Source organism: Deferrisoma palaeochoriense (genome assembly GCF_054656955.1).
Genome location: NZ_BAAHXI010000174.1, coordinates 1 through 568, shown reverse-complemented (window position 1 = coordinate 568; position 568 = coordinate 1). Strand labels below are relative to the sequence as shown.

The 568-nt window shown below is 60.0% G+C and carries 1 pseudogene; it reads right to left on the bottom strand.

Annotated elements, in window-relative coordinates:
• Positions 1 to 421 (bottom strand): annotated as a pseudogene (locus tag ACYQ8L_RS18590) (ISNCY family transposase); the annotation flags it as partial.
• Positions 422 to 568 lie beyond the last annotated feature (147 nt).

The following is a 568-nucleotide window of genomic DNA, read 5'->3' as shown; positions in this document are numbered from 1 at the left end:
TCTTCCGCCCGGTTTCCGCCCCGGACTCCTTGGCCGCCTGCAGGATGCGCCGGTTGATCCTCTCCCAGGTCTCCTCTCGGATCGCCGAGAGGTTCTCGTGCAGCGTCGAGGCACTGGGCGTTTGGTCCATGCGCATCCGGGTGAACGCCCGGAGCGTCTGGGAGTCGCCCAGATGGAATTCCAGTTCCTGGTAGGTGAACCCCTGGATCTGCTTCACCAGACCGGACCGGAGTACCTGCTCGGCGGTCATGCCCTCCCGGCCCCGATCGGTTCGGCCCGCCCGAGCCAGATCCTCGTGCACCCAGTCGAGGATCTCTGGCGCGCCGTCCAGAATCTCGGAGATGGCCTCGAACTCCTTACTGATCCGGTGCTGCGAAGCCACCTGGAAGAGGTCGAGTTGCAGGTCTCGTTTTCGACGCATCCACGCACCCCTTTGATGGGCATTCTCCAGTCATATCAAATGGTTGCACGGTGCATCGTAACAGATTTTCGTCCAAAAACCAATAACAGAGCAGGCGAAAATTCTTAAATTTTTCCAGCGGTTGCGATTTCCGGACGGACACTGGCT